Origin of the sequence: Glaciecola sp. HTCC2999 (assembly GCF_000155775.1) — a bacterium.
GTDB lineage: Bacteria > Pseudomonadota > Gammaproteobacteria > Enterobacterales > Alteromonadaceae > Opacimonas.
Window position 1 is genome coordinate 820,216 of the sequence record NZ_DS989810.1, and the last position, 26,669, is coordinate 846,884.

Annotated in this window: 18 protein-coding genes and 1 pseudogene; 11 read left to right on the forward strand and 8 right to left on the reverse strand. The window is 43.4% G+C overall.

All coding sequences use genetic code 11. The annotated features are described in order from the left end of the window. The first annotated feature begins 11 nt into the window (after positions 1-11). From G2999_RS03605 to G2999_RS03620, 4 genes are all read left to right on the forward strand, one after another. Complete coding sequence (locus G2999_RS03605; RefSeq protein ID WP_010178813.1) at positions 12-890, forward strand: bile acid:sodium symporter family protein; 879 nt, start codon at positions 12-14, stop codon at positions 888-890. 192 nt (positions 891-1,082) lie between these two features. Then, the gene (locus tag G2999_RS03610; RefSeq protein ID WP_156780194.1) at positions 1,083-2,657 is read left to right on the forward strand and encodes a serine hydrolase; all 1,575 of its coding nucleotides are present in this window, start codon (positions 1,083-1,085) and stop codon (positions 2,655-2,657) included. Positions 2,658-2,670: 13 nt separating this feature from the next. Then, complete coding sequence (locus G2999_RS03615; protein WP_010178817.1) at positions 2,671-4,488, forward strand: autotransporter assembly complex family protein; 1,818 nt, start codon at positions 2,671-2,673, stop codon at positions 4,486-4,488. Beyond that, positions 4,485-7,838: a translocation/assembly module TamB domain-containing protein gene (locus G2999_RS03620; RefSeq protein ID WP_010178820.1), complete on the forward strand. Its 3,354-nt coding sequence runs from the start codon at positions 4,485-4,487 to the stop codon at positions 7,836-7,838. Before G2999_RS03615 ends, G2999_RS03620 begins: the two co-directional genes overlap by 4 nt. Positions 7,839-7,847: 9 nt before the next feature. Here G2999_RS03620 and G2999_RS03625 read toward each other — a convergent pair whose 3' ends face one another. From G2999_RS03625 to G2999_RS03635, 3 genes are read right to left on the reverse strand one after another with little or no spacing between them, the layout of a single operon-like run. Then, positions 7,848-8,390: a histidine phosphatase family protein gene (locus tag G2999_RS03625; protein ID WP_010178822.1), complete on the reverse strand. Its 543-nt coding sequence runs from the start codon at positions 8,388-8,390 to the stop codon at positions 7,848-7,850. Further along, a complete protein-coding gene (purT, locus tag G2999_RS03630) occupies positions 8,368-9,552 on the reverse strand; it encodes a formate-dependent phosphoribosylglycinamide formyltransferase (protein WP_010178824.1) in 1,185 nt (394 codons plus the stop codon). The genes G2999_RS03625 and purT overlap by 23 nt, the downstream gene beginning before the upstream one ends. Before the next feature lie 28 nt (positions 9,553-9,580). After that, positions 9,581-10,132 carry a YchJ family protein gene (locus G2999_RS03635; protein ID WP_010178826.1) on the reverse strand — a complete coding sequence of 184 codons (552 nt, stop codon included), beginning with the start codon at positions 10,130-10,132 and terminating at the stop codon, positions 9,581-9,583. 92 nt (positions 10,133-10,224) lie between these two features. Here G2999_RS03635 and sbcD point away from each other — a divergent pair, with 92 nt between their 5' ends. From sbcD to G2999_RS11750, 3 genes and pseudogenes are all read left to right on the forward strand, one after another. Then, positions 10,225-11,640: an exonuclease subunit SbcD gene (gene sbcD, locus G2999_RS03640; RefSeq protein WP_010178827.1), complete on the forward strand. Its 1,416-nt coding sequence runs from the start codon at positions 10,225-10,227 to the stop codon at positions 11,638-11,640. After that, positions 11,637-15,212, forward strand: a complete 3,576-nt coding sequence (locus G2999_RS03645; RefSeq protein WP_010178828.1) for an AAA family ATPase — start codon at positions 11,637-11,639, stop codon at positions 15,210-15,212. The genes sbcD and G2999_RS03645 overlap by 4 nt, the downstream gene beginning before the upstream one ends. Before the next feature lie 86 nt (positions 15,213-15,298). Next, a pseudogene (locus G2999_RS11750) lies at positions 15,299-16,207 on the forward strand (mechanosensitive ion channel family protein); the annotation flags it as partial. Between the two features lie 81 nt (positions 16,208-16,288). On the opposite strand, the gene G2999_RS03655 reads toward G2999_RS11750, so the two are convergent. Both G2999_RS03655 and G2999_RS03660 read right to left on the reverse strand, forming a co-directional pair. Continuing rightward, on the reverse strand, positions 16,289-17,941 hold the full coding sequence (locus tag G2999_RS03655) for an amidohydrolase (RefSeq protein WP_010178830.1): 1,653 nt from the start codon (positions 17,939-17,941) through the stop codon (positions 16,289-16,291). Between the two features lie 65 nt (positions 17,942-18,006). Then, positions 18,007-18,699 carry an aspartate/glutamate racemase family protein gene (locus tag G2999_RS03660; protein WP_010178831.1) on the reverse strand — a complete coding sequence of 231 codons (693 nt, stop codon included), beginning with the start codon at positions 18,697-18,699 and terminating at the stop codon, positions 18,007-18,009. Between the two features lie 108 nt (positions 18,700-18,807). On the opposite strand from G2999_RS03660, the gene G2999_RS03665 reads away from it, so the two are divergent. The 4 genes from G2999_RS03665 to G2999_RS03680 all read left to right on the forward strand — a co-directional run bounded on the left by G2999_RS03665 (position 18,808) and on the right by G2999_RS03680 (position 21,826). Continuing rightward, positions 18,808-19,023: a hypothetical protein gene (locus tag G2999_RS03665; RefSeq protein ID WP_010178832.1), complete on the forward strand. Its 216-nt coding sequence runs from the start codon at positions 18,808-18,810 to the stop codon at positions 19,021-19,023. Next, on the forward strand, positions 19,023-19,301 hold the full coding sequence (ppiC, locus tag G2999_RS03670; RefSeq protein WP_010178833.1) for a peptidylprolyl isomerase PpiC: 279 nt from the start codon (positions 19,023-19,025) through the stop codon (positions 19,299-19,301). The genes G2999_RS03665 and ppiC overlap by 1 nt, the downstream gene beginning before the upstream one ends. 133 nt (positions 19,302-19,434) lie before the next feature. Beyond that, complete coding sequence (locus G2999_RS03675) at positions 19,435-21,378, forward strand: LruC domain-containing protein (RefSeq protein WP_010178834.1); 1,944 nt, start codon at positions 19,435-19,437, stop codon at positions 21,376-21,378. Positions 21,379-21,388: 10 nt separating this feature from the next. Continuing rightward, a complete protein-coding gene (locus G2999_RS03680) occupies positions 21,389-21,826 on the forward strand; it encodes a hypothetical protein (protein WP_010178835.1) in 438 nt (145 codons plus the stop codon). A gap of 230 nt (positions 21,827-22,056) precedes the next feature. Here the strand turns inward: G2999_RS03680 and gcvP are convergent, their stop codons facing one another. The 3 genes from gcvP to gcvT form a co-directional block, all read right to left on the reverse strand. Continuing rightward, positions 22,057-25,002 (reverse strand): aminomethyl-transferring glycine dehydrogenase, encoded by a 2,946-nt coding sequence (gene gcvP / locus G2999_RS03685; protein ID WP_010178836.1) that lies wholly within the window; start codon positions 25,000-25,002, stop codon positions 22,057-22,059. 93 nt (positions 25,003-25,095) lie between these two features. Next, complete coding sequence (gene gcvH, locus G2999_RS03690) at positions 25,096-25,485, reverse strand: glycine cleavage system protein GcvH (protein ID WP_010178837.1); 390 nt, start codon at positions 25,483-25,485, stop codon at positions 25,096-25,098. A gap of 35 nt (positions 25,486-25,520) precedes the next feature. Beyond that, positions 25,521-26,600, reverse strand: coding sequence for a glycine cleavage system aminomethyltransferase GcvT (gene gcvT / locus G2999_RS03695; RefSeq protein ID WP_010178839.1), 1,080 nt, complete (start codon positions 26,598-26,600; stop codon positions 25,521-25,523). Positions 26,601-26,669 lie beyond the last annotated feature (69 nt).

A 26,669-nucleotide genomic window follows, 5' to 3' on the forward strand; every position in this document is an offset into this window, starting at 1 on the left:
AGGATAGTACAATGGAAGCCTCATTCTTTACCCAAGTTTTACTACCGGCTAGTTTAGCGTTAATCATGTTCGGCATGGGTCTCACCCTGACTGTAAATGACTTTAAACAGCTACTAAAAACACCAAAAGCAGTGTCTTTAGGATTATTCGGACAGATGATCTGTTTACCGCTGATGGCTTTTTTATTGTGTCTGGCGTTTAATGTCGAAGCTCATATCGCGATTGGCCTGATGGTGTTAGCCGCCTGTCCTGGGGGCACCTCGTCAAACTTACTAAGTCATATTGCCCGCGCAAACCTTGCTCTATCAGTTTCCTTAACCGCTATTACCACGGTTATTTGTGTCGTTTCGACCCCTTGGTTGATTAAGTTCAGTGTGGATTATTTTACTATCCTACCAGATGAGCCTTTCTCATTACTTAAGACTTCACTGAGTCTATTGGTAATAACCTTAATTCCCATCATCATGGGTATGAGTGTGCGTCATTTTGCTCTCAAATTTGCTATGCGTACCGAAGGGATGTTTCGTCACTTATCGACATTTTTCTTGTTTACCATGATCATTTTAATCGCTATTGATGAGCAAGACATGCTTGTCGATGCCTTCCCTGACGTATTTATTTTGACCTTTACATTAAATATTTTAGCGACGGTAATCGGTGTCATTATCGCAAGATTAGGTAGACTCAATGATAATGACGCGGTCACCCTTGGCATTGAAGTCGGTACCCAAAACGCCACCATGTCTATTTTAATTTCGGTGAGTTTTTTGAATCATTCAGAATACGCTATTGCATCGGCTGTGTATGGCGTCACTATGTATTTAGGTGCTTTTATATTAATTATGTCGCGTAAATTAGAATGGTTTGGCTTTAGTTCAAAGACAGAATAATTGTTGTACTGAATCTAAATTACGCTACAATTACGCTTCAATAATAAGTAAAGGATTACTTCATTGAATCATCCCATTGATACTAAGAAAAATTCATTGCATCGTACATTTAAAGAGACTACCACATCACGAATTGTGTCACTCAAAAGGTGTATATTTTGTACGCTAAGTGGCATTATATTGTGGTTAGTCATGATCATAGAAAGCAATGCGCAAAGCCTTGATCCACAGACATACCCTAACACTAATCCAAGTCTAATTACTGCACCATCACTAGATAAAGTCGTTGCAACTGCCCTCGAGACTTTTTATACCCCAGGGGCATCTGTTGCCATCGTTCACCAGGGTCAAATCGTTCATGCCAAAGGCTATGGATTTCGGGATTTAAAAAAAAAGACACCTGTCACTAAAGATACTTATTTTCGACTAGCATCTACCTCCAAAGCCTTCACTGCAGCTACCATGGCGATATTAGTGGATGAAGGAAAGGTGCAATGGGATGATAAGGTCATTGATTTTCTACCTAACTTTGCGCTCTCTGATCCTGCAACAACCTCTGCATTTACTATCTTAGATTTGTTTACCCATCGCAGTGGGTTGGTAGGTGGCGCAGGTGATAGTATGTTGTGGCCTGAACCAACTGGTTTTACTCGTGCAGAAATCATTCATAACCTACGTTATCTCACGCCAGAATATCGTTTTCGTTCTACCTATGCCTATTCCAATGTCATGTATATTACTGCCGCTGAGGTGGTCGCTAAAATAGCTAACCAGTCTTGGGAGCAATTTTTACATGAACGTATTTTTGCTCCTTTACAAATGGAGTGTTATGCAAGCTCTCCCCCTGACACAGCATTAAATAATGCCGCAATGGGTTATGGACATAATGATGAGCGTGGTATCTACCCTATACCTCGTAATGCCATTAATAATCAATCAATAGTCTCTGCCCCAGCTGGTGGTATTATATGTAATGCCAGTAGTATGGCGATTTGGCTACAGACACTATTAAATGAAGCACATACACCAAGTGGGGCAGCATTAATTTCTCGTGAACAACTCAATCAAATATTTACGCCACAGATGCCATTATTCATCTCTGAACATGATAAACAGACGCACCTCACTCACTCTAAAAGTTATGCCATTGGTTGGCGTGTACAAAATATCTATGGTTATGAGATGATATCCCATACTGGTACATTATCGGGTTACCAAGCGTATGCTGCAATAATTCCAGAGTTGGAGTTAGGTGTGATTATCTTAAACAATGGGTCCAATTATGGTGTGCGAGATTCTGTCAAGCAAACCATCATCAAATCGGTTATGCCTGAGGCCAAGCCGGTAGATTGGATCGATCATTACATTGATTATCAAGCCAAACAAGAACAACGCTATTTACGTCGTCTACTACCTTTACCCAAAGGGAGTGGCACGGTACTTTTGCCTTTATCATCATACCTTGGTACCTTCTGCGATGAATGGTTCGGCGAAGTGAGTTTGTACAAAGACCAAAGCGATGTATACCGATTTAGCAGTGCTAAAATGCCAACTTTACGAGGTCGCTTAGAGGCATTTGACCAACATTCATGGATAGTTCGTTGGGATAATCAAAATGCAGCAAGTGATGCGTTTGTGCATTTTGAAGTCAATCCAGATAATACGATAAAAGGCTTTTCTATGTATCCTTATACGGCAAAAGAAATAATAAATCATGAATATCGTGATATGTTTTTTATGCCACAACCGGCATTACATGACAATTAATTTGAGGACACTCATGCCTTCAACTACTGACGTTACTCAGTATTTCACAGCGATGTTGATAACATTGTGTGGGTTAAGTATGGCGAGTATTTTTAGTCCCAACGTCATGGCGCAAAGCCAGCCTAAACCAATAAGTATTACTTATACGACAGATATACCCGGTGCGTTAGAAACCAATATTGAGATCGCTAGTGCCGCGGTTAATGGATTACAACAATGTGATGACATCAGCGAGTTAGCCTTCAACCAAGTACAACAAGCCATTGGTAATCATATTATTCAATCAGCTCATAGCTTTGGGTATTTTGCGGCAAAAGTGGCTGATTTATCACTTCCCGACCTGAGTCAGTGCCATCAATGGCAAGCTGATCTCCACCTGGGCGGATCAGCCCAAATAGCCAGTATAGAGCTCAACATTGAGGGTGATTTAGAGGCATCACCCGTATTAATGATACTGACCAATGAGTTTGAAACGTCTATTAATACACCTTTTGTTCAAGGCAATTACCAACGCTTCAAAGACGCGTTTTATTCACAAGCCATCGCTCAAGGTTATTTTGATATTCAATTTAACCAGCAACAAGTCACCGTATTAGCCAACAACACACAAGTCAATATTCACCTTGATATTTACTTAGGTCAGCGCTATCAAATTCGTCAGTTTAATATTGACCAAAATGTATTAAGTGCGAATGTGGTACAGACAATATCGAGTATTAATATTGGGGATCCTTACTCACTTAACGCACTAGATAAGTTAACCAAAGACTTAAGCCAAACCGGCTATTTCAATGCAGTCCAAGTGCGTCCTGATTTGAAAAATCGCTCTGAACAGCAGATTGATATCGACATCTCCGGCGTGGAAAAAGCGAAACATTTTGTGAATTTTGGTGTGGGAGTGAGTTCGGATGAGGGACCTCGAGTGAGCATTGATTGGCGTCGACCCAGAATCAATCAAGCCGGCCACAGCTTACGAGCATCGCTCAAAGCCTCGATGATCGAACAGTCTTTGATCAGCTCCTATAAAATCCCCTATGGTAACCCCAACACGGAGTATTTAGCGTTAAATGCAGGCTTAAAACATGTCGATCGTAACGACAGCCAGAGTGATACTGTCAGTCTGGCTGCGCAGCGTTTCTTTGATCCTAACAGCCATGCTAGTTTGCATATGATTAATGAATGGCAACCCAGTGTTTTTGCTCGCTTTGAATATAATGCCTTTGTGCAAGGGAATGCAGATCAAGTTGAAAATCAGCTGATTTTTGTAGGGGCTAGCATGACGCGTTTGCGCACCAATCATCCGTTATTTCCGACCAATGGTGATCGTCAAAGTCTCACCCTCGAAACGGCTCAAGAAGCCTTAGCCAGCGATATATCGTTAAGCCGTTTAATGCTCGATAGTGCTTGGTTGCGACCGCTTGGTGATTGGGGCTGGAGTTTAAGTAAAGGCCAACTTCATTATCTAAGCACGTCGGATTTTGCTCTGACACCCAATACGTTGCGCTTTTATGCCGGAGGCGATCAAAGCGTCCGAGGTTTTGGCTATGAAAGTATTTCCCCCTTAGATATGAACGGCGAAGATAGTGGTGCAAGCAGTATGGTAACGCTTTCCCAAGAGTTCATTTATCCGATCAATGACAGTTTTCGTGTAGCGGGTTTTGTGGATAATGCATGGCTTAAGAGCCCTACTGACAATATCAGGGCGATAGGTGCTGGGATAGGTCTACACTGGCAATCTCCCATTGGTGCAGTGCGTGTATATCTCGCCCGTGGTAAACAAGAAAATGACATGACGTGGCGTCTACATTTAGTGATGGGGCCATTATTATGAGTCAAGATCTTCGACCATCACACTCAGATAATCAACCTGAAACGCCTGACTCAGCAGTTTCACAACCTGTTGTCAAAAAGCGACGTTGGCTACGTATCACACTATTCACTATTTTCGCTATCGTGCTGATTCTATTAGCGTTACCTATCGCTCTGCTCAACTCAACTTGGGCACTCACTTATGCCACCAACCAAATCAATCAATTAGATACGCTTTCTGTAAAGTATGAACAGGGCACATTATTCGATACCATGGTATTTACGAATATATCATTGGCGCTTCCTGGATGGTCAATTGCACTAGATAGGATTGAGACCGGAATCACATTAGCGTGTCTATGGGAGCAGTCGTTATGTGTCAGTACATTAATGACAAAGGGCATATCCGTTGAGCAATTATCCCTGACTCAAACTGCTGACGAGACACCACCGGCGAGTGAACCTCTGGGCTTACCTTTCCCTGTCGTGGTGGAACGTATCGGATTCAATGATATCAAGATCAGTTTACTCGATGGCACCGAGATCCGTACCTCCATTGCGATCTCGGATATCACCTTATCGCCCAATGCCAACAGTGATATTGTGTTGGATGTCGCGGATGTCAATATCGACATCAACGAGCTCAATGTATTATTACCTGCAATCACTGCCTCAGCGCTACCAGCAACGCCAATAGCTGCGACATCAAAGCAGGCTGCAAACACATCAACACAGCCTAGCAATAATACGACAACGGCAAGCCCGTCATTGAGCTTATCCGAGCAACTAAGAAAAATCCATGATGCTACGATAGAAGTGCCTACTCAATACGCTCAAGTCATCGCTCAATGGCAATCATTATCAGCAGCCCCGCAAGCCTGGCTGGCTAGCCAAGCCCCTTTAGCTATCCCTATTTATGCACCTGACATGGTAATTTCAGCCCCAAACATCAACATTAGCGATGTCTCAAAGCAAATCAACATACAAGCAATAAGTGCTCATATCAGTGCAAGCATTGCACCTAGCGCAATCACACAATCGGTCAATATTGAGCATACTGCATTCACATTAACCCAATCGCTACGCTTAGCATCTAACTGGGAGCATGAAGTCGAGATTTGGTTACAATGGCAAGCAATGAATATAGAGCAAGCAGATATCGCCCTCGAGACTCAAGGAGGTGAATTAGCATTATCGGGAAATATTGCGCAATGGCAACTGGCTAGTCAAGGCAACATGGATACCTTGCATGTGGGCGATATGCAATTATCAGCATTACAATGGCAATTAGCGTTAAATGGAAATAGCCAAGCTGATGAACAACGCTCTGATCCAACCAAGCTGGCTGGGATCACTATCGCCCCATCTGTGATAGCACTTGCACCCCATCAAGTCAGTCTAAGTGGCACTATCCCTAATATCCCAGACAAACCTGTCGCAATTAATATTCGTCATACTGCGCCACATATGACCAATCAGCTTAAGATCGTTGATGTATTATCCAGCCCTCACATCACGCTAACGTCTCGCTTATCCGAATTACGCCAAGGGATGGTAGTGATTGAAGAAGCTCAGCTTGATTTGACGGGAAGTTTCAGCGGTCTAGACGCACAACTCAGCGCAACCATTATCACCCCTGATACGTTAATTAAAACCAGTGAACAAGCTCTACCAGAGGTATTCACAGGACAAATAACACAGCAAAGCCAACTGCGTGTAACCGATACAGGGTTTGAGACAACCATTAAAAATATGGCGTTTACCTCTTCTTTGGGAAAGATAACATTAGCCCCCTACCGTCTAGCTGTATCGCCAGAAAAGATTATGTTATCGCAATGGCAGCTCAATGCGACGAATACCCAAGCTGAGTCATTGGGTGATCTGATTATTGCACCAATACAAACAGCGGTAGTAGATTCATTAGCAGCGGCTATCACTCAAGACACCAGCCTTGAGTTTGATGTCAGCCTAGCGTCATTAAACGTTCAAGGGATCATCGATATGGTAAACCCCATGCTCAGTGAGCCTGTAGCGGTGCAAAGTGATGCGTTACTAAATGGCAGTGTTCGATTAGCACTGGCAGGTAGTGCTGAAAAGCCACACTTAGCGCTTACCAGTCAACTAAGTATGTCTCCAAGTTTATGGCAACTCACGCCAAAGCTTGATGCTCAGGTCAATGAAGCCAACCTCAACGCTACTGGGCAATATGCGCTTTTCCCTACGCCAACCCCGTTAATATTAACTAGTGACGGCGTTATTCAAGGAGAACGGTTAGGGGCAATTAACTATCAATTAGATATGGCACAAGATATCACCTTATATACCCAAATCAATGATATCAACTTAGGCTTAGTCGCACCGTTTTTGCCGCAGTTTGAAACGTTCACCGGACGCACTAGCGCCAATATTGCGTTAAAGAAGACCGACGAAAAATTATCGCTCAATGGGATTTTAATCATCCCAGAGCTGGAGATCGAAATTGACCAAATCGATAAAAACGCGCAGACATTACATAATGATATTGTCATTACCGTACCGGTTGAACAAGGCTTTAATCAATCCACAGATGTCTTTGCTGAAGCTCCGCTTGCATTAGATGCCAATATTCGTGTTTTGGTCGATCCTTTGGAAAACGATGCCGTCAGTGTCGCTGGTTTTGACTTTTCAACTCATCTTCAAGGCAGTGTTGAATTCAGTTTAAATCAACAACAGCCGAGTGTGATTGGGTCGATTGCGCTTAATAACGGTCACTACCAAGCATATGGCCAAGACCTTCTGATCCGCAACGGTCAGCTTATTTTTAATGGACCGGTGAGTTTGCCTTATATCCAACTTGAAGCGATCCGTAATCCCAAAAATATGAATGATGATGTTATCGCCGGACTTCAGGTGTCAGGATTAGCTAATCAACTCAACGCGCGTTTGTTTTCTGAGCCGATGTTAGAAAACCCCAATATCTTGTCATATATTATCAGAGGAAAAGACCTTAACGAAGACACCCAAGAAGACAATTCAGTGGTACTAACCAATGCCCTACTCGGTTTTGGTTTAGGAAAAACGCAAGATGGGATCAGATCCTTTGGCGATACCATTGGCGTCGATAATCTGCAGCTATCTACCCAAGGACAAGGCACTAACACACAACTGGGGATCACCGGGCAACTCAATGACAGACTCTCTGTCGAATACCGTGTAGGTGTATTTAATGCAATAGCAGAATTTGGGCTGCGCTATCAATGGATGCCAGATTTATATGTTGAAGCAACCAGCGGTGCTGAGAATGCATTAGATGTGTTCTATCAACTTTCTTGGGGTGAGCGAGACATAGAAACTTCACTGCCATTGACAGAACAATCAATGATCAAAGATTAATCAAACAGATTATCGTGACCGGTTCACACGACCAGTTTTAAACGTCACCACCTGACCTTGTTCATCAAATCTAACCCAAAAAATATCCCCATAATCATCTTCTGATAATATGATATTTTGTCCAGCTAATGTGTTGACTAAATACGGTGTGGTATTGCTGTGCCCGACCACTAATGCGTCTTCAGATAACTGAGATAACTGCTGTGCAAATTCATCTAGCTGTCGAGGATCATACTGTTGTACTTTCAATCCTAACGCCAAAGCTGTAGGTAAAGCACTTTGCATGGTGCGTTTATAATCAGTAGAAAAAACATGTTTGATGGGTTGGCGTGCTAATAATCCAGCTAAATTAAGTGCTCGACCTTGACCTACTTCAGTAAGGCGCGGATCTCGTTCTTTGCGTCCATCCTTCAAATAGGTCGTCTCTTTTTCAAAATGACGGACAAAATAGACCGAATGGGCCGACACGGTATTGCTAAATAGTACACCGAGTAAACCCAGTATTATTAAAGGTTTTATCAATAACCGGTTACAAAGTGACATTGATTGCATTGACAACACCTAGTCCTTTATTAATCGCACTATCCACATCACTACTGCGTGTTAATGCAACGCCCATACGGCGCTGCCCTGATACTGCTGGTTTACCGAATAATCGTATATCCGTCTGCGGCACCGCTAACGCTTGAGTTAAACCGGAAAAGCTGACTTTCTGACTATCACCTTCAACTAATAGCGCCACAGATGCACTGGGCCCATAAAATTCGATGTGAGAAATGGGGAGACCTAAAAACGCACGTACATGTAAGGCAAATTCCGATAAATCTTGTGAAATAAGGGTCACCATTCCAGTGTCATGCGGACGAGGTGAAACCTCACTGAAATATACCTCATCGCCTTTAATAAATAGCTCTACGCCAAATAGTCCTCGACCGCCGAGCGCTTGGGTCACTTGGGTCGCAATAGCTTTGGCCGTATTTAACGCCTCAGATGACATCATTTGCGGTTGCCAAGATTCGCGATAATCGCCGTCTTCTTGGCGATGTCCAATGGGTTCACAAAAATATGTACCGTCAATGGCTTGAATCGTTAATAAGGTAATTTCATAATCAAAATCTACCACCCCTTCGACAATCACTTTACCCTTACCAGCGCGGCCCCCGGCTTGGGCATATTCCCACGCCGTATCAATATCATCGGCAGTTTTAAGCATGCTTTGTCCTTTGCCAGATGAGCTCATGATAGGTTTGACGATGCAAGGTAACCCAATGGACTCCACCGCAGCAACAAACGCAGCTTTATCATCCGCAAAGGCATAACGTGAAGTCGGTAAACCCAACGTTTCAGCCACTAAGCTACGAATACCCTCACGGTTCATAGTCAGGTGCGCTGCATTTGCACTGGGCACGACATTAAATCCATTACGTTCTAATTCCAATAACATATCTGTGGCAATCGCTTCGATTTCAGGCACGATATAGTCCGGCTTCTCTGCTTCAATAATCGCCTTGAGCGCCGGTCCATCGAGCATGGAGACAGTATAACTGCGATCAGCAACTTGCATGGCAGGCGCGTTATCATAACGATCCAGCGCAATGACTTCACAGCCTAATCGCTGCGCTTCAATGGCCACTTCTTTACCCAGTTCACCACTCCCACATAGCAGTACTTTGGTAGCGGTCGTTGAAAAGGGGGTACCGAGGATAACTGACATATTCACTCCTGAGATTTAAATTGAGATATTAAGCGACTTTAGGTAAACAGCATTGTTTATATTTTTTATTTGATCCACACACACACTTATCGTTGCGCTTTATTAGTACTTCACCGTTAGCATCGCCCATAGTGCCATCAAGGTAGCGCCAATAACCCGATTCTTGGATAAATAAAGAACGTTCATGTAAGCAATAGAGGCGTTTATTTTCTGCATAAAACACCTTAAATTCTACTTCACCTTGAAGGCATTGTGAGTTATTTTGGGAGGGTGTGATCGGCGCTGTTGTAATAGGCGAAGCTGCAAGCACAGTTAGACCTAGCCAGCGAGTATCAGCAGCACTTTCGGCTAATGCTTGAACAGTTAATTGTTGGCGTGGTGCAGTTGCATATGTCGCTAAAATGTACGGATAATCACCTAAGACATATGCAGAATATCGCGAACGCATGAGTGCCTCGGGTGAACTTGGCACCGCATTTTCATGATGTAAAGGCCCACAACACTGCTCATAAGGCTGTGCACACGCAGGACAAATTGTCGGGTGGGTTAACTCAGAATGAGTCGCCATTTGTGTCGTCATTAGGGCGCGCCTTTTTTTCTGTACCTGACATCTAATCTATTTACGCTATCATATCTCAGTCAGCAAAAATATCATTAAAATGGGAATCACATTTGAATATTATCCACACCTCAGATTGGCACCTTGGACAAAGTTTTATTAATCAATCTCGTCAAGCTGAACATCAGCAGTTTTTGGATTGGTTGTTAACACAAGTGCAAGCGCATGCTATTGATGCAGTGATCGTCGCAGGTGATATTTTTGATACGACAAGTCCACCTAGTTATGCCCGAGAAATGTACCATGAGTTTATTGGCCAAATATTCAAAACCGATTGTACGCTCGTTATTTTAGGCGGTAATCATGATTCTGTGGCTGTCCTGAATGAAAGTTTGCCATTATTTAAATCCTTGAACACGCATATGATCCCCAATTCTTTGAGTGATCCTGCTGACCAAGTTGTGACTATCCCTGACCGAAAGACTGGTGCAGTCGGCGCAATTGTCTGTGCCATACCATTTTTACGACAACGCGATCTGGTCGTTACCCATACTGGCGAAGGTGATGAGGATAAACAAGCGCGCTTAAAACACGCGATTACTGACCATTATGAAGCGGTATACGCCGCCGCTGTGGCCAAACGAGATGCTTTAGGGCTGAGTGTGCCGATTATTGCCACTGGGCATTTGACAGCAGTAGGCGCAAAGGTAAGTGAATCAGAACGCGATATCTATGTAGGCAATTTAGAAAATTATCCCAAAGAGGCGTTTCCACCTGCGGATTATATTGCGCTAGGACATATCCACCGGCCACAAGCGGTCAGTGCTTCTCGACATATTTATTACAGCGGTTCACCCATTTATTTAAGTTTTGATGAACTGAGTTATACCAAACGCGTCATCAAACTAAGCTTTAATGAGCACGCTGATTCGACTCACCCTAACGACCAGCCCGCGTTTACTCCGCAGCTGACCTCCTTAGAGATCCCGTGCTTTCAAGCGATGCAAGTATTAAGTGGTTCTGTGTCCGAAATCATAGCCGATATCCAATCTTTCCCGTTGTGCCCGCCTGAAGATAAGTCACCGATGACATGGGTCATGGTTAAAATCAATGATCCTGCCTTTCAAGGGAATGTCGCCAACACCATTAATGAGGCAGCAAAAGGACGAGCGGTCGTGATCACTAAAATCATGCGCGAACGCGATCATTCTCGCCAATCATTAAGTTCGCAGGACCAAGAAAACCTCGATGACTTAACGCCAATGGATGTCTTTGCCAAACGTATTGAACGCGCACCGGTTGCCGATCATATTGATGCAAATGCGTTACAACAGCTTTACCGCACCGTGGTTGATAATGTCAATCAAGGCATTAGTTTACACGAGGATTTACTGAACAAACTCCCCGATGATTTAGCGGTGCTCGTCGAGCCAGTAGACGTTTCAGTTAAGCCGTCCCGAGAGAAAAAGACCACTGCATCAAGCAAATCATCACCACAGCCTGCAGCAGGAAAGGCGCATAATCCATGAAAATATTAAGTGTCTTATTAGAAAACCTAAATTCCATTGAACAAAAATGGAAAATTGATTTTACCGCAGATGAATTTGCAGATAATGGCTTATTTGCTATCACCGGTCCCACAGGTGCGGGTAAAACCACGATTTTAGATGCGATTTGCTTGGCGCTTTATCATACGACACCACGAACCGGCAGTGGCACACAAAACGGTGAAATGGTCATGAATCGCAACGCAGGGTTTTGTAGTGCCGAAGTCGAGTTTTCGGTGAATGATAAAGTCTACTTAGCGACTTGGTCGGTGAGTCGTGCGCGTAAAAAAACCGATGGCAAAATACAGCCAGCCAAAGCGTCATTGACGAACCTCACTGATAATATTGAAATGGCCACCCAAATCGGTGATAAGCTCAAACAGGTCATTCACCTGACCAAATTAGAGTTTAGCCAATTCACTAAATCTATGCTGCTATCGCAAGGCGCATTTGCCGCGTTTTTAGATGCTAAAGATAATGAACGCTCGGACTTATTACAACAAATCACCGGCACTGAAATCTATACAGAAATATCTAAACGGGCGTTTGAAGAGGCTAAACAGCTGGAATCATTGCTCAAGCAACTCCACATGAAACATTCAGCGCAACCGGTGCTTAGTGACGATGAAGAAGCATCTATTGCAGAATCGGCTAATGAGTTACTCATACAAACGACCCAGCTACAAACGCAAATTAATAACCTGGTTGAACACCGAGATTGGTTAACCCAACTTGACGTTTTAACCCAACATGTCACTGGCGCTAAGGCTGCACATGAACACGCAGTATCAGCACTTGAGCAAGAAAAGACAAATTTAGCGATGCTCGAACTCGGCCTTTTAGCTCAGTCGTTTGCACCGTTATACGCCAAAATGCAAGATCTTGAGATTCGGGTTAGCACGTTACAAGACGAGTTATCTCAACTTAAAACCCAACTCCCTGATTTAGCACAAACACTTGATGACGCCAACACAGCACTAAAAACAGCCCAAGATGCTTTGAACACTCAAACTAAAGCCCACAACGCATTACAGCAACTCATCAACGAACAGATTACCCCGTTAGATAGTGAAATAAATCAGACTACAAAGCAGCTTAACATCACTCAACAAGATATCGATAAGCACACAAAGCTTCGCGATGAGGCACAAGGCAAGATCACCTTAACAACGCCCTTAATTGACCAAGCTCAAACACAACTCACACAAGCCCAAGAGTATCTCGAGCAGCATCAAGCCGATGCCCACTTAGTCCAATATTTGTCGGGTTGGCACAGTGATGTGAAGCAAATCCAGCAAGCGTATGCTACGGTACACAGTGTTCAAGCACGAATGCTGGCGCAGCAGTCCAACACAGATACCTTAGATGATGTGACCGCTCAAATCGCTATTATAACGACTGAGCTCAACACGCATGCTAATGCTCAGCTGACCGAGGTCAAACAATACATGGCTGCTGGAGATGACCGCCTTCGCGATGCCGCCACCCAGCAATTACAAGCACGGCAGATTATCGAGGCAACGCTCCTAGGATTTGCTCAACAATATAACGAGACCCAAGGCCAAATCAGTACATTAACACAAAGCACTGACACATTAACTGCTGACTTAGCAGCGCAGAACGCCGCGTTAATCACCCTCACCCAAGAGCGGGATAGGGATCAAGCCTTATATGAAAATACAAAACTGGCACAAGGGCTTCAAGCGCAACTCGCTGAGCTGAGTCAACAGCTTCACCATAAAGAAACCTGCCCTTTGTGTGCAGGCTCTGAGTTTGGCGACTATGAGTCTTATCATGCACATCAAACCCAACTCAATGATGATGGGGCGTTTAGTCAAAAAATAGCTGAATATTTGCACCAATTTGAGCAAAGTGAACAGGCCGTAACTAAAAAGCAACAAGCTATCGCGAAAATTGAAGCACATCTTGCTAGCGCACTTGCTCAGATCGACCAGTTACAACTCACCTTAACAACAAACCAAGAGCGTTGGGATACTGCGACAAAGCAATTATCGGTAACACTTTCTATCACTGACCATGAAGCAATAATGAGGTATCTTCAAGAATGTGAAGATTTTCGTGACGGCATCACCCAGCTAAGTACACTTAATAGCCGTGCCGCACTATTCAATGAATTGACTACCGCGCAATCGACTTGGAACGATGCAAAAGCACAACTGAGTCAAGCCATTGTGATCGCCGGATATGCTGCAGCGCCAGAAATTGATATTGAGTACGAGGATAGCTTATTTTTATCCTGGTTAGCGCAAAAACAAGCTGACGCAACCGCATGGCAGGACCAAAAGTCGGCGTTTACGACTCAAGAAAAAGCATTAACGCGATTACATGCAGATATACAGATCCAAACCAATCAGAAAGTCACATCTGATGAAGCGCTTGAAAGTTTATATGACCAACAAACGCAATTGAACATCACCTTGCAAAGCGCCAAACAGAAACGCTTTGCGCTATTTGCAGATAAGATCCCTCATACTGAATTAGCGACTGCACAAGCCGCATTAACTGCCGCTCAGACTCAAGTGGGTACATTATCGACGCAACAACAGCTCGCCCATACTCAACATGAAACCACGCTATCCAAGATAGAACAATTAACGACTACATTAGCCAAAGAACGAGTAAATCATACCAATGCAATCAATGCCTTTAATGATGCTTTAAACGCCTCTACCTTTGCAGATGTTGATGCATTTACCGCGGCGCTACTGACCGATGAACAAGTGCAATCGCTCAATATACTTAAGCAAGAACTTAACGATGCAATCGTATCCACCAGATCGTTATTTGTCAGTCAGCAAGCTACTTTAGAGACCCATATTAGCTACCCACTGGCCAATATGTATCAACAGACGACTAAAGAAGAGGTTATCGAGCAGATTGTCCCGTTAGAGTCTCAGCTAAAAACACTCAACGATGATCGCGCTAAACTCGCAGGCAAACTCGAAGAAAATGAGCGTTTTAAACAACAACAAGCACAAGTACAAGGGCAAATTGACTGGTTAAATGAAAAGCTGACCTTGGCTAATTATCTCAGTGGGTTAATTGGTTCAGCCGATGGTAAACGCTTTAGAAACTTTGCCCAAGGCTTAACGCTAGACCATTTGATTACTCTCGCGAACCATCATATGACAGCATTTGATAATCGCTATGCTCTGCAACGTAAAGACGATGAATCACTAGAACTACTTGTCGTCGACCAATGGCAAGCAGATAACTTGCGCGATACTAAAACCCTCTCTGGTGGAGAAACGTTCTTAGTCAGTTTAGCACTGGCCTTGGGATTATCAGATTTGGTGAGTAAACGGATATCAATTGACTCATTGTTTTTGGACGAAGGATTTGGGACATTAGATGAGAACACACTTGATCTGGCCATGAATGCCTTGGAGCAATTACAATCGCAAGGCAAGATGATTGGGGTGATTTCCCACGTCAAAGAAATGCAAGAACGCATCCACTTACAAGTGAAGGTTTCTAAATCAGCAGGCACTGGAACGAGTTCATTGGATCCCAAATATCGATATACCGGATGATGGTATGATATTTATATGGTATTGGAGATAAATAATCGATAATCTTTGGACTATTATCATTATAAACTTTTACTAGGATTGTCCATTTTATGGATTTTACGCTCATGTTAACTCAAATCACCACTACCTTAGAATCGTTATCATTTAATTTAGGGTCTATTTCAATATCGGTATATGACATCATTCGCGTGTGCGTAGTCGGGCTCATTATCGTGATTGTAGCAAAGGCTCTCAATAGCTACGGCAAAGGAGTGATTAAACGCCAACAGCGCCTTGATAAACGTACCAAAGAAGTCTTATCCAAAGTCTATGAAGTCTTAATTTTCTTTATCGTCGCACTGATGCTGCTCAACGTCATGGGGATCAACCTGACGACCTTAGCAGTATTTGGTGGTGCTGTTGGTGTGGGGTTAGGGCTGGGTTTACAATCCATCGCGTCAAACTTCATTTCAGGGATCATTATCTTATTGGATAATTCGATTACGGTTGATGATTATGTCGAACTCAGTGATGGTCAAAAAGGATTCGTGCGTGAATTTAGAATGCGCTACACAGTGCTAGAAACCTATGATGGTAAAGATATTGTCGTGCCCAATGAGACGTTCATCTCCTCTACATTTGTGAACTGGTCACATAAAGATCCTAAACAGCGTTACCGCGTCGATTTTTCCGTCGCCTATGATACCGATGTGCGAGCGATGGTGGAATTAATCAAAGAAGCCGTAGGCGCACATGAACAAGTCCTTAGCGGCGATAAAGTGCCCATTGAAGAGCGCCCTGATTGTGAGATTGATAGCTTTGGTGATTCTGGTATTAATATGTTTGTGGAGTTTTGGATCTTAGGGATTGATGATGGCAAAAACCGCGTAGGTGGAGACTTAAATTTGATCATCCTAGAAACCTTGAAAAATAACGGTATCCAAATCCCCTTTCCACAACGTGAGATTAAGATTTTATCAAATACAGGAACAGATGATCCAAAAACTGGAAGATAAAACTTCGTTTATATCTCATAGTATATTGAGTGTCAGTGGTATCAGCGGCTTGACACTCTACTTAGTTAAATAATACTTGTATTAGTAACGACGCTGGCCATTCACCCATGTTTGTAACACTTGCGTGTCTCGAATGAGTGCTGGTTTAATGGCAAAAATATCACGATCGATTAAAATAAAATCGGCTTTTTTACCTACTTCCAACGTGCCAAGATATTCATCTTGGAAACCCGAATACGCTGCATCTAACGTAAACCCTCGCAACGCTTGGGTAAGTGTTACACTTTCAGAGACGATCCAGCCTTCAGCAGGCTCAGCTGCGGCATTTTGACGCGTTACCGCGGCATGTAAACCATGGAACGGGTTAGCTAATTCAACTGGAAAATCAGAGCCAAACGCGATTCTAGAACCTTGCTTTAAAAATGTCTGCCATGCATAGGCGCCTTTTAAACGCTGTGCACCAATGCGATCTTCAGCCATATTCATATCACTGGTCGCATGGGTGGGCTGCATAGAAGGAATAATGCCGTACTCTTTAAATAAAGGAATGTCTTCAACCGCCACCACTTGTGCATGTTCCACACGGTGACGCTCAGTGTTTTCAGGGAATTCCCCAAAGGTTTTAGCAAATTGCTGTAATGCTAGACGATTAGCACGATCACCAATCGCATGAAAATTAAGTTGGAAATTCGCGCCTAAGACTTGACGAAATAAGCTAGGAAGCTGCTCTTGTGGCGTCACTAATAAACCATGATTATCATGATCATCCGAATAAGGCGCCAGTAATGCTGCGCCTCGGCTGCCTAATGCACCATCACCATACGCTTTAACGCTTCGGATACTTAACATACGCTGCGGATCGAGTATATGACCGGCATTTAGCATCTCAGGTAACTGTGGATCAGTGGCGGCAATCATGGCATAAACGCGCACGCCTAGGCTATCTTTGCGTGCTTGAGCTTGGTAAAAGTCATAGGTATTTTTAGGGATCCCTGCATCATGCATCGCGGTGATCCCAACAGATAATAAATGCTGCGTCGCTGCATCGAGTTGTGCTTTGAGCTGCGCATCATCAGGCACCGGTAATAGCGCCTCAACCATCAACATCGCATTATCAATCAACACACCTGTCGGTTGTCCCTTAGCATTCTTAACAATTTCACCACCTGCAGGTGCTGTGGTAGACGCGGTGATCCCTGCCATTTCCAGCGCTTTACTATTAACCCACAGGGCGTGTCCATCAATGCGGGATAACACTACCGGGTTATTCGGTAAAATGTTATCTAACGTGTCTTTCACTGGGAACTCTGGTACATCCCATAAAACTTGATTCCAACCGCGCCCCACGACCCATTGACCTTGCTTAGCTGCAGGACCGACAAAGCTTGCGACACGTTGTACCGCTTCAGCTTCCGAACGCGTTCCACGTAAATCGACCTCTAATAAATTCTGACCTAAACCTAACAAATGCCCATGCGCATCGATCAACCCTGGTAGCAAGGTATTGCCCAATCCATCAATGACATCTGCCTCTTTTAGCTGTGCCGCTGTTATCCCCTCATCCATAGCGATAATAATGTCATCTTCAACTAACAATTGTGAAAAACGCACCAGCTCACCTTCGGTATTTAAGGTATAACCATTGACGTTGGTTAGTAAGGTAGTCGCAGCCTGAGCAGCACTCAAGGATAAGCCGACAGTAAAGAAAAAGCATAAAGACAATAGTCGTTTCATGGAAATTTCACTTTTAGAAATAGAAAGATTAATTAATTTTGAGGATACCTGAACATATTCAAAGGTCAACTTAATGCAAAACGCACAGCCATTTGAGCATGTAAATGAGTAGTATCAAACAAAGGCACAGGCGTATCTGACTGTTGCAATAATAAGCCAATTTCAGTGCAACCAAGGATAACAGCTTGTGCACCTTGGTCAGCAAGCTTAGCCACGACGTGTTGGTATATTGATCTTGATTGAGTATGGATGTGACCTAAACACAGCTCTTCATAAATAATTTGATGCACCGCGTCACGTCCAGTTTGGTCCGGTGTAATGACTTCAATTCCATATTTGTTTAAAAGGCGAGACGCATAAAAATCTTGCTCCATAGTAAAGCGCGTGCCCAGTAACCCAACCTGTTTGATCCCCTGCTCGACTAATGCTTGCCCTGTCGCATCAGCAATATGTAATAAAGGAATATTCACTTGAGCTGCTATGTCTGGTGCCAATTTATGCATGGTATTGGTACAAATAACTATGCTGTCGGCTCCGGCTTGCGCCAAGCTTTGCGCTGCATTGACTAGAATCTCACCCATTTGGCTCCAATCACCGGCACTTTGTAGCGCCGCAATCTCAGCAAAATCGACACTATGCAAGCGGATTTGAGCAGAATGTAATCCTCCAAGATGCATCTTTACCCCTTCATTAATCAATTGATAATAAGTGGCTGTCGACTCCCAACTCATCCCTCCAATTAAGCCTATTACCCGCATGAAAGTTTCCTTATAAGATGATCTTTTATCCGATTTATTCATAGTATATGTATAATGCTAAATATACTATCAACAACCCATGTAAATGACTGCAGGATAACGCTTTTCATGATCAATGAGATCCACTTTCAATTTGCTTCCGCTCCAGAAGCCTATCGCTTTCTAAATGAATTAACCCATTGGTCAAAAGCACAGGTCACCGCAAAATTATTTAAATCTTCAAGTAGTGTCTCTGTCAGTTATGAAGTCGACGGTTCCGGCTTTGATTACACTATTTCTGATTTAGATGACTTAGCCCAACAATACGGCGGAGAAGAAATCTAATGGCAGTTGCAGCAGCCCTTCATATTTTGGTCAAAACCGAAAAACAAGCACTCGATATCTTAGCGCAAATCAAACAAGGCAAAGATTTTGGTAAACTTGCTAAACAACATTCCACTTGTCCTTCTCGAAAACGAGGCGGTGATTTAGGTGAATTTAAACGTGGTCAAATGGTAAAACAATTTGACGATGTCGTGTTTAAAAAGCCAATACTTACCGTTCATGGCCCTGTCAAAACAAAGTTCGGGTACCACCTAATTAAAACCTTATACCGTCATTAATATTATTTTTTTAGTCCATCCCTAAAACTCGGCTTTACCCCGCCGATATATGATTTAAGTGTGGAGACATCCAGTCATCCATAAAGAAATGAATAAAGTGGTCTACTCCGAGCACTTTAACAAGGAAAATCATATGCACATCATTCGGACAATGACTTTTTTACTTTCTTCAGCTTTCACTATGAACGTGGCAGCGAGTACAGATCCCAATTCTTGGGTCTGGGTAGACTCCTCTGAGGATCTTGAAGTAAGTACAACTGATACTCACCAAGATCATTACACGCGTATGGGTGCGCCTCTGAGAATGACGAACATTAATGAACAGTTAAATGAATTTTTACTCGATGGATTTTATGCTTTAGTGCCTGAAGGCCAAAGAGTTTCTTCGGCATTACTTGAAAATACCTTTAACAATATTAGCGTAAAACCTGACTTTGTAGGGACAGTTGATGTTAAAGTCGCTTTTTTAAATGAAGGTGCTGGATATAAAAATAGCCTTGGTTATTTTATTTACGAAACCGATAATCCTCCGACTCAAGCGACGATTGAAGATGTTCAACACGTTATCATATTTCCAAATAGTTCCCGGAACAGATCGGGTGGAGAATTACGTCAAGGTGATCAAGTAGACTTAAAAATCAATCTGCCTGCCGGCCATAGTATTGGCTTTTTCATTGCATCGAATAACTGGGACGGTTGGTATGGTGGACAAAAAACAAATCTGCTATTTGGACAACCGTTTTACACACTCACTGACCTTAATCCAACCGTCGGTTTAGGTAACAAATATCACGTGCTATTCAGTGATACCTTATCAACCAGTTCAGATGTAGAAGATGTTGGTTTTTTTGCGTACGGATTTGAAGATATTCGCACCAATGGCGGCGATAAAGATTTTAACGACTTAATTTTTAATGTTGAAGTCAGCCCGTTAGCCGCAATTGCCCAATTAGAAGATGTTATTCAAATAAAATCGGTGAATGATATTGAATATACAAAAGCAGGAAAAGTGGCTTTTGAAGATAATTGGCCAATGCAGGGCGATTATGACTTCAATGATGCAGTCATTGCTTATGACGCAAAAAAAGTGGTGACGACTAAGGAAGTAACAATCAATGATGAAACTACCTATGTTGATATAATGAAATCATTAGATATTAATTATGAGATTGAAGCCATTGGCGCGACTTTCCGTAACGGTATCGCATTGTCTCTTCCACAGATAGGATTAGGGCAGATAGATAGCATATTACTAAAGAAAACCAATCATGATGGTCGAACGGTGGCTCAATATCGATATCAAGATGGTGACTTTAGCTCAAATGACGTCGAAATGAATGGCTTTAGTAATTACACCTTTCCGTTAGCATTAGAAACGGAATCTGATCGTATGATCATCACACTTTCTGAAAATTTATTTGAAGAACTCTCTCACTATCGTGCAGATAGCCTTGCGGACTCAACCCGCTGTATGTATCGAACCAGCCAAGATGGCGGTGTTTCTTGTCCAGCAGGCACAACCACTAATCGTTGGTCACTCTCAATTAATTTCAAACAAGACGATTCTCAACAAGATACCTGGCTTCGTGCTACCAATATCTTAGAAGAAACGAATTATGATCACTTTATGTTTGCAAGTGAAAAAGGTAATCCTGAACAAGAGGTGTCACACTTTCGCTTTGAACGAATACTTGGAAGCTATCCCTGGTTTACTAAATGGTTAGCTGGTAATCCTGCATACAATAACTTGACAGGGCCTGGAAGAAATCTTGAGATACATCTTTCAGAATATAGCGGTACTGATTATTTTGAGGCTAAAGGCTCTTATCGAGATGGTCAAGCATTTGCTGGGTCTGTAGATTATGTCGTTGATGCAAGCCTACTAAGACCGTTTAATGTCACTGAGAAGTCACTGCCTTGGGTGCTCGATTTACCTGCAAATTGGCAACATCCAATAGAATCACAGGACATCGCCAAAGCCTATCCAGATTTTATCAATTGGTTAAACACACCTGCTGAATATGCCAACTGGTATAAGCAAAATATTAAATCTCAATTTATCTTTGATGATGAATAAGGACTTTCACATGAATAAATTACTGATAGTATCTTTAACGCTCTTATTAACTGCATGTGGTGGGTCTGGTGATTCAGGTAGTCCACAACCTGCACAAAATGTCCCAACTAATACGACGCCGACTCAACCAGCAACGTCTCCCACTACAGCAAGCACCAAGGCTGCAGCGGATCATAGTTTTGCCATGTTTAGTGAACAAGACTTATCTGTGATGAATACGAGTCAAAATTTAGTGACGCTGTTACTTACTGATGAAAACGAAAATCAGTTATTGCAAACGGCATTACGTCCATCACAAACTAAATCATTTAGTATTCAAATCCCAGCTGGAAATGACACAATCTCCATCCTATGGAGTGGAAAAAATAGCGAAGATGATACTTATGCCAGTGAACAACGTGTGGTCGATATTACACAACCTATCGTATTTAACGGTTTTAACCAATAAATCCAGTCTGAGATAACTCAACTAAATAATGCACTTGCTTTGCGAGTGCTTTATTTTTTCATGCCTATAACCATCGTAACAAAATAATGCTAGTGCAATCCCAACACACAGTTTTTTGTTCTTAACCGCTTCGCTCTCTGCCAGTATATGTTTACCACTCAGCACGACACCAAATAAAAAAAGCGAGCCAAAGCTCGCTTTTAAATCATGTTAATTCACATCAGACTTTATCAGTCCTCAGCAAAATCCCGATAACTATCCAAATCAGGACAGCTACACACTAAGTTACGATCGCCATACACATCATCAATACGATTGACCGATGGCCAGAACTTATTGCGCTTTACAGCTTCCACTGGATACGCGGCTAACTCACGTGAGTAGCTACGTCCCCATTGAGCATCTACGATGTCCGCTAACGTGTGCGGAGCATTATGTAATGGGTTATCAATACTATCCCACTCGCCTGATTCGACTTTAGCAATCTCGTTACGAATACCAATCATCGCTTCAATGAATCGGTCTAGCTCGACTTTCGCTTCTGATTCGGTAGGCTCTATCATGAGTGTACCCGCGACTGGGAATGACATCGTCGGTGCGTGGAAACCGTAATCGTTCAAACGCTTCGCCACATCCATCTCAGTCACACCAGACGCTTCTTTAATCGGACGTAAATCAATAATACATTCGTGCGCCACACGGCCATTTTGACCTTTATATAAGATTGGATAATGACCTTCCAACTGTTTTGCAATGTAGTTCGCATTCAAAATCGCGACTTCTGAAGCACGTTTAAGCCCTTCTGAACCCATCATTTTGATATACATGTAACTGATCGGTAAAATCGATGCACTACCCCAAGGCGCAGCAGACACCGCACCATTACGGTTATCACTATCACCTAACTGATCATGCGTTCCACCGGCAGTAATTTCAACTTGGGTGTGGTTCGGTAAGAACGGCGCTAAATGCGCTTTCACACCGATAGGTCCCATTCCTGGGCCACCACCGCCGTGCGGGATACAGAACGTTTTGTGCAGGTTCAAATGCGATACATCAGAGCCAATCAAGCCCGGTGACGTCACGCCAACCTGTGCATTCATGTTCGCGCCATCCATATATACCTGACCACCAAACTCATGCACGATGTCACAAATCTCTTTCACAGTTTCTTCATATACGCCGTGCGTCGATGGATACGTGATCATCGCACAAGCTAAGTTATCTGCGACTTCTTCGGCCTTGTTCCGTAAATCGACTAAATCGACATTGCCTTCGTTATCACAGTTCACCACGACCACTTTATAACTGACCATTTGGGCAGAAGCGGGGTTAGTGCCGTGGGCTGACTGAGGGATCAGTACTACATCACGATGGTCATCACCGCGACTAGCGTGATAGCGTTTAATCGCTAATAAGCCAGCGTACTCACCTTGCGCACCTGAGTTAGGTTGCATCGACATCGCATCATAACCAGTAATATCAATCAACCACTCCGTCAACTCATCAATCATCTGCTTATAACCACCTGCTTGCTCGACCGGGGCAAATGGGTGTAACTGACCAAACTCAGGCCATGTGACGGGGATCATCTCTGCGGTCGCATTAAGCTTCATCGTACATGAGCCTAGCGCAATCATAGAGTGGTTTAGCGCTAAATCTTTGTCTTCTAAAGACTTAATATAACGCAGCATTTCAGTTTCTGAATGATATGAATTAAATACATCATGAGTCAAAAACTCACTTTCGCGCACTAAGCTATCAGGAATACCGTTGGTACCCGACGCAGTCAATTGCGCATCAATCTCTTCAATCAACGTAGCATAATCCACACCAGCACCTAAAAACACTGAGAATAAATCTGCTAAATCTTCACGCGTCGTGGTTTCATCAAAAGCCACCGATAACGCGCCATCAATATTCGTACGTAGGTTCATATCTAACGCCGCAGCGCGTGCAATAATATCGGCTTTCACAGCTTCGTCAGCCACGTTCACCGTGACCGTGTCAAAGAATGTTTCGTTTCGCACAGACACGTTATTGACTTTCAAGCCTTGCACGAAAATGTTCGCTAAGCGGTGTATGCGTGAAGCCATTTGGGTCAAACCAATCGGCCCATGATAAACAGCAAAGAATGACGCCATATTCGCTAACAACACCTGTGCTGTACAAATGTTGGAGTTCGCTTTTTCACGACGGATATGCTGTTCACGCGTTTGTAACGCCATACGCAATGCTGGACGACCACGGGTATCCTTTGATACACCAATGATACGACCTGGTAATGAACGCTTGTAGCTATCACGTGTAGCAAAGAATGCCGCATGTGGACCACCATAACCCATTGGCACACCAAAACGCTGCGCCGAGCCAAAGACCACATCCGCGCCTAGTTCACCTGGCGGCTTAATTAACGTTAAGCCAAGTAAATCAGTTGCCACTGTGACAATCGCTTTGTTCGACTGCAAACCGGCAATGATTTCAGAGATATCATGCAGCTCACCTTCTGTACCTGGGTATTGTAATAACGCACCAAATACATCGTGCTCAGCGGCATGTACCGCATCACCATAAATAACATCAAAACCAAACATATCGGCGCGGGTTTGAATGACATCTTTAGTTTGTGGGTGCACATTATTCGCCACGAAGAAGCTGTTACATTTCTTATTTTTAGAGACGCGCTTGGCTAAAGCCATCGCCTCTGCCGCAGCCGTCGCTTCATCCAATAACGAGGCCGATGCTAACTCCATGCCGGTCAAATCAATCGTGGTTTGTTGGAAATTCAAAATCGCTTGTAAGCGACCTTGCGCAATCTCAGGTTGATACGGCGTATACGCAGTATACCAACCTGGATTCTCTAAGACGTTGCGTAAAATAACATTCGGTGTATGTGTATTGTAATAACCCATACCAATAAACGAGCGCTTCACTTGGTTTTGTGAGGCAATGTCTTTGAGTGCAGCTAATGCTTCGACTTCGGTAAAGGCCTCGCCCACATTCAGCCCTTCTGAGCGAATACTCGCAGGGACCGTTTGTGTCATTAAATCGTCGATTGAGCTTGCACCGACAGTGTCGAGCATGGCAGCGATCTCAGGACGACCTGGACCTATATGACGACGGATAAAATCATTTTTTTGCTCAAGACTGTTGAGCGATACATTTGAAAATGGCATATGTTAAGCACTTCTTTGATAACAAGGTAAAACAAGCTCATCGCCCTATCCACGGCAGACAGATAAGGCAATGAATTCATACATTAAATCGATTTACTCGTCTTCAATGCTCTCTGCATATCCGTCTGCAGTTAGTAGGCTTTCCACTTCGCCCGCATCGTCAGCTTTGACTTTAAACATCCAGCCATCACCGTACGGGTCAGTGTTCACTAGCTCTGGTGAATCTTCTAAATCTTCATTGATCGCAATGACTTCACCGCTGATCGGTGCATACACATCAGAAGCCGCTTTTACTGATTCTGCAACAGCGACATCATCACCCGTTGCTATCGCATCGCCTTCATCAGGTAAATCCAAAAAGACCATATCGCCTAATAATTCTTGGGCGTGCTCGGTGATCCCCACGGTAAAGACACCATTGCCTTCTGGACGAACCCATTCGTGGGTAGATGCATAACGTAACTCTGCTGGAATATTGCTCATAATCGTTCCTAAATAATAAATATGTAAAAAATAACTTATAAAACGCTTTTGCCGTTGCGTACAAAACTGGGCTTAACCACTTCTACTGTAACCCACTTTTTGCGCATTTCAACTTCGGCAGTATCAGTCACCGTATTACTGACCCGTGCAAGTGCCACAGAATGGCCTAATGTTGGCGAAAATGTACCAGATGTGATCACGCCTTCTCCACCGGCAACGGTGACTTTTTGACCAGCGCGCAACACACCTTTTTCTTTCATGACTAAACCAACTAACTTATCTGTACCGGCAGCACGTTGCTGTGTTAACACATCACGACCCACAAAATTGCGATTCTCAGGCTCCCATGAAATCGTCCAGCCCATGTTTGCGGCAAGTGGTGAAATCGTTTCGTCCATGTCTTGGCCATATAAATTCATGCCCGCTTCTAAACGCAAGGTATCACGCGCACCGAGTCCGCAAGGGGCCACGCCTAAATCAAGTAGTTGTTGCCAAAAATCTGCTGCTTGCGCATTAGGGACCATAATTTCATAGCCAGTTTCACCGGTATAACCCGTGGTCGCGATGAATAAGTCTTCCGCTTGTACGCCATAAAACGGCTTCATACCCGCAACTGCTTCTTGTTGGGCAGCAGAAAATAACTTACCCGCTTGCGCTTTGGCATTAGGCCCTTGTACAGCAATCATCGCAAATTCATCACGTTCAGTGACCGTCACATCAAACCCTTGGGCTTGTTTATTTAACCAGTTTAAATCTTTTTCTTTAGTGGCAGAGTTCACCACCAAGCGGTAGTTAGTTTCATCAAAAAAGTAGACAATCAAATCATCGACCACACCACCGGCTTCATTGATCATGCCAGAGTAAAGGGCTTTGCCTTTGTCTTGTAACTTAGCGACATCGTTGGCTAACAAATAACGTAAATACGCTTGGGCTTGAACGCCTTTCACATCGACAATCGTCATATGTGACACATCAAACATGCCTGCATCACGACGTACAGCATGGTGCTCTTCGATTTGTGAACCATAGTTAATGGGCATATCCCAGCCAAAGAAATCCACCATCTTAGCGCCCGCTTCGATGTGTTTTGCATGTAAAACCGTTTTATTTGTCATGAATTATCGTGCCTAATGTCCAAAATTATGTGTCAATGTTACCTAGCACCTGAGTCAAAATCTAATTAG

Bases quoted from the DNA above. Each gene is read 5' to 3' on its own strand.
- G2999_RS03605 (WP_010178813.1), top strand. From the start codon at position 12: ATGGAAGCCTCATTCTTTACCCAAGTTTTACTACCGGCTAGTTTAGCG.
- G2999_RS03610 (WP_156780194.1), top strand. From the start codon at position 1,083: ATGATCATAGAAAGCAATGCGCAAAGCCTTGATCCACAGACATACCCT.
- G2999_RS03615 (WP_010178817.1), top strand. From the start codon at position 2,671: ATGCCTTCAACTACTGACGTTACTCAGTATTTCACAGCGATGTTGATA.
- G2999_RS03620 (WP_010178820.1), top strand. From the start codon at position 4,485: ATGAGTCAAGATCTTCGACCATCACACTCAGATAATCAACCTGAAACG.
- G2999_RS03625 (WP_010178822.1), bottom strand. From the start codon at position 8,390: ATGCAATCAATGTCACTTTGTAACCGGTTATTGATAAAACCTTTAATA.
- purT (WP_010178824.1), bottom strand. From the start codon at position 9,552: ATGTCAGTTATCCTCGGTACCCCCTTTTCAACGACCGCTACCAAAGTA.
- G2999_RS03635 (WP_010178826.1), bottom strand. From the start codon at position 10,132: ATGACGACACAAATGGCGACTCATTCTGAGTTAACCCACCCGACAATT.
- G2999_RS03645 (WP_010178828.1), top strand. From the start codon at position 11,637: ATGAAAATATTAAGTGTCTTATTAGAAAACCTAAATTCCATTGAACAA.
- G2999_RS03655 (WP_010178830.1), bottom strand. From the start codon at position 17,941: ATGAAACGACTATTGTCTTTATGCTTTTTCTTTACTGTCGGCTTATCC.
- G2999_RS03660 (WP_010178831.1), bottom strand. From the start codon at position 18,699: ATGCGGGTAATAGGCTTAATTGGAGGGATGAGTTGGGAGTCGACAGCC.
- G2999_RS03665 (WP_010178832.1), top strand. From the start codon at position 18,808: ATGATCAATGAGATCCACTTTCAATTTGCTTCCGCTCCAGAAGCCTAT.
- ppiC (WP_010178833.1), top strand. From the start codon at position 19,023: ATGGCAGTTGCAGCAGCCCTTCATATTTTGGTCAAAACCGAAAAACAA.
- G2999_RS03675 (WP_010178834.1), top strand. From the start codon at position 19,435: ATGCACATCATTCGGACAATGACTTTTTTACTTTCTTCAGCTTTCACT.
- G2999_RS03680 (WP_010178835.1), top strand. From the start codon at position 21,389: ATGAATAAATTACTGATAGTATCTTTAACGCTCTTATTAACTGCATGT.
- gcvP (WP_010178836.1), bottom strand. From the start codon at position 25,002: ATGCCATTTTCAAATGTATCGCTCAACAGTCTTGAGCAAAAAAATGAT.
- gcvH (WP_010178837.1), bottom strand. From the start codon at position 25,485: ATGAGCAATATTCCAGCAGAGTTACGTTATGCATCTACCCACGAATGG.
- gcvT (WP_010178839.1), bottom strand. From the start codon at position 26,600: ATGACAAATAAAACGGTTTTACATGCAAAACACATCGAAGCGGGCGCT.